This window comes from uncultured Sphingorhabdus sp. (assembly GCF_937872355.1).
Lineage (GTDB): Bacteria > Pseudomonadota > Alphaproteobacteria > Sphingomonadales > Sphingomonadaceae > Sphingorhabdus_B.
This window is the reverse complement of sequence record NZ_CALMSV010000191.1, coordinates 1-3732: the sequence shown is the minus strand read 5'-3', so window position 1 is coordinate 3732 and position 3732 is coordinate 1. Positions and strand designations below refer to the sequence as shown.

4 protein-coding genes are annotated in these 3732 nt (G+C 58.0%); all 4 read right to left on the bottom strand.

The annotated features are described in order from the left end of the window. Window positions 1–552: hypothetical protein (locus Q0239_RS12625; RefSeq protein WP_298603407.1), on the bottom strand; the 552-nt coding region annotated here is incomplete at its 3' end. After that, window positions 552–1133, bottom strand: coding sequence for a hypothetical protein (locus Q0239_RS12620; protein WP_298603405.1), 582 nt, complete (start codon window positions 1131–1133; stop codon window positions 552–554). The genes Q0239_RS12620 and Q0239_RS12625, both read right to left, overlap by 1 nt. Beyond that, window positions 1133–1567, bottom strand: a complete 435-nt coding sequence (locus Q0239_RS12615) for a hypothetical protein (protein ID WP_298603403.1) — start codon at window positions 1565–1567, stop codon at window positions 1133–1135. Before Q0239_RS12615 ends, Q0239_RS12620 begins: the two co-directional genes overlap by 1 nt. Then, window positions 1564–3732: hypothetical protein (locus tag Q0239_RS12610; protein WP_298603401.1), on the bottom strand; the 2169-nt coding region annotated here is incomplete at its 5' end. The genes Q0239_RS12615 and Q0239_RS12610, both read right to left, overlap by 4 nt.

The following is a 3732-nucleotide window of genomic DNA, read 5'->3' as shown; positions in this document are numbered from 1 at the left end:
GGCTAATGTCTGCTGGAACCGGCCCGGCGTCGGGTCCAACAGCAATTGGTTACTGGTCGTCTCGACATAGCTGGCCCAGCTGTCACCTTGGTGCTTGGCGCGCTTCTGCAACTCCCATTCGCCTTCATTCAACAGCGTGCGGGCCTCAAATTCGATCAGCATCGGCTCAAAGCGTTCGCGCACTTCGGGTTCTTCGGCCAGCGTGTCTAGAAATCCGTCCATGCTGTCACGCATGACCTTGATAACTTCTTCCTTATGGCCGACCGCACCCGGCTTGCTGCGCGTGCGAATGTCCATGATTGTATTACCGATATCGGCCTGCAATTGCGCCCATGCACCTATGCGATCGGCGCTATGTGCGGATATCTGGCGGCGGCGCTCGGCATCGGCAATCCGCTCCTGCACCTGCGCATCCTGCTTGGCAATCGCACTGCTGGTCTGGCCCAGCTGTACCAACCCCTCGGCAATCGCCGCACCTGCGCTTTCACCCTGTCGGGCCTGAACCGGCACAACATTGGTGGAAACGCGCGAACGGAAACCGGGCGGCGGCATTATCGGGGTGTCCTTGACATGACGCCATTATAGCCCAGCTGATACGGCGCGGGCGCACCGGTTGCAGCACTGCTACGGCTTGGCAATTTGATTGATCCTGTCAGCGTTGCCCCGCGCTCACGCGCGCCCTGCGCTGCCATCAACCGGCCTGCACGAATATCGGCAATGCCGCCCAATGCGGTGGAAACCGCGCTAAAGCCTGCACCGATCAGGGCATTGCGCCCCGCCCGTCTTTTGTCCTTTGCAGATTGCTGCAGGTTGCGCGCCTGGCTGGTACGTTGGCGGCGGATGTTGTAGATTTCCAGTTCGCGCTGATAGGCCGATTGCGTGATCAAATCGGCATTACTGCCGTCCAACATCGTGCCACTGCCTGCCATGGCGGCTATCATGTCACCCGCCATACTGCGTTCCTCGCGGCGCGTGTCCAGCGCTTCCTGTTCGCCCTGCAAGACTGTCAGGCGCGCATTTTCATCATCAACACGCGCTGCAGCCCGCTGTTGCTTGTTCTCGGCGATCCCGCCTGCAACGGTGCCTGCCACCTGCATGCCCAGCGCGACTATCGGTAATGCTGCCGCTGCCATTAGTTCATCCTCCTGAATATCAGGGCATTGCCCCCATCGGGCATCGCCTCTGCCAGCGTCGTTTCATGGCGCAATCCGATCAGTCGTGCCCATCTTATGCCCGCACCAAAATCGGCATGGATCGTCGCGTCGACACGCGCATGGGGCAGGCCCTGCACAAACGACCGCACCCGGCGCGTGATCAACTGCATATTGCCGCGCTTGCCCTCGGCCAGGACAGCCCACAGGCAGGCGTAATTGGCATGGACCTCTGCCATTCCGCCGCAAATCAAAATGCGTCCGCTATCGGAATCACGCGCGGTAAACGACATGCCACGCGCCGATTGTACCTTGCCCAATTCAAACAGCGATAGGCGATAATTGTCACCACGCTGCGCGGCCTGCACTTCAATGTCCAGCAAATGCGATGGCTGAAAAGGCTCGACGCGGATCATTTTTCTGCCGCATCGCAAATCTGGCCAAGCCCCAATATGGTGCATTCCGCAGGCGCGACACGCTCGATTTTCAACCATGCGCCGCGATCATAATCGCCCAAATCCTCAGCGATCATAAAGCCGCTAAATGGGTCAAAGGCTGTATCGGTATAGCTGTTGCCGACCAGCAGTTCCAACGCGCGCGGCGGGCGGTTGCCGTTGGCGGATATCTGCAATCCCCGACTGTTCAGCACCAGCGCCGTTCCGCGGCTAATTCGCGCAGACTTGCCTATTGCCGGCCCATTGTCTCCACCCTTTTCTGTACGCAATTGCTTGATATGCGCCGAATAGGGCAGGCCTGCGACAACAATGGACGCCTCGATCGGCAAGCTGAAATTACCGGCACCGTCCGTCTGCAATGTGGTATATAAACGCCCATCTGCCACCACATGAATCGCGGCATTGGGCAGGTGCCCAATCGTGAAGTCAGTCGCTGGCGCGCCATTCCATTTTTTGGCCAGGTCAACCATGACGGCATTAGGGCGACTTTCATCGTCGCGCCGCCATTCATCCATCAACAATATGTGCCAGCTGCCACCATATTCGGCGGCAATCCACAATTGTTCGAATTCGCCATTGGGGTCGGTAATGCTGCAGATGCTGCGCGCCGCTATGCCACTGCCCATAGGCCGTTGGCACCATCCCAAAACCTGTTCCTCGGGCAAATAGGCCGCACCGCTCAACGTGCCATTGCCGCGCACTGCAAAGATCATGTTCATTGGCTGTTGCTGTGTGGCCAGCTGGATAAAGCGCGAACCGCCGATGTGGCGCGCATAGCGGGTAAGGTCGATGACGCTCTCCACATTGCGCTGCGCTTCATAATCGGCCTCAAAAATCCGGCGCTTGCTGCGATCTATATAGACAACGCGGCTCTCGATTTCGGCAGGCATAGCTGCTGCTCCCCCGCCATTACTTTGCCGGTCGACGCGATAATTGCCGGGCCCGATTCCCTGTGCTGCATTCGACGGGTTCAACGCCCAGACACCGCTGGCTGTGAACATCAACAGCTTGTCATCGGCAACAGCACGCAGGACGGCATTCGGGTCCTTGATCGTGAAGATAAACGCCATGTCGCTGGTTATGTCGCCCAACTCATTATAGGTGGCGTGATTTTTCAGATCACCCGCTACGCTGGCATAGCCGGTGCTACCCTTGAACAGCACATGACGTTCATTCCAGATCACGCCGCATTGCGGCCAACCGCGCGTGTCCGAAAAACTGCCGAAACGCCAGCGCCATGTTCCATAGCCATAAGTTACGCCTTCAACAGGCGGCACCCAATCGCCCCAGCCATCATAATAGCCACCGGTATATTCATAGCTGGTTGACGCTGTGAACGGCAATGTACGCAATACCGTCGCCTCGACCTCGGTGGCACTGACATAATTTGTTATCCGCAGGATCCCGAAACGGTCATGCACATATTCCAGTTGGCAGCCGCCTGCAGGCTGGTCGTTGATATCGGCGCCGACGCCGATACCATCCCATTCGACGCCTTCAAAATGTACCGGCGCCAGCGCACCCGTCCGCCCGCTGCCGCCAACAACGCGATAGACTTTTTCGTTCCAGGTCAGCAGTTGACCATTGGTAACGGTGATATAGGGCTCCCATGCCGTGATATCGCCAAAATCGTCGGCTTCCATCTGGAATAGGCTGCCCTCATCGGTCGCCGCAAAGATCCCGCTGCTTGCAGTCAGAGTAACAGCGCCGGTCACGGCACTGGCCGATACCGTTATGCTCTTGTCCGTATTGCGCGGTTCGAAAGGCCCATTTTCCAGTTCAAGCAGATTGATTTCAAATTCGTCGCCTGCCGTGCGCACAAACTCGCGCGTCTGATAGCTGGGGTGATATAGGTACAAAACATCATAGCTTTGCTCGAACGCCAGTTCCTGCACCTGCGCGTAACTATAGGGCGTGACAACCTCGTAAGGCACCATGCCCTCCATGACCTGCGCATCATTGGTGAAAATGCGTATCGCCAGATGGCTGATTTCCAGCACATGCCCCTGCGTCACATTATATTCGAACCGCTGCAGACGGCACGGCCCTTTGGCCGCAGCAATCCGGATCGTCCCCGGCATCGCTTCGGCAGCGCCTTCGAGCGTCGGTGCAAATCCGACCATCTG

Coding starts and splice junctions, on each gene's coding strand:
- Q0239_RS12620 (WP_298603405.1), bottom strand. CDS start 1,133: ATGGCAGCGGCAGCATTACCGATAGTCGCGCTGGGCATGCAGGTGGCA.
- Q0239_RS12615 (WP_298603403.1), bottom strand. CDS start 1,567: ATGATCCGCGTCGAGCCTTTTCAGCCATCGCATTTGCTGGACATTGAA.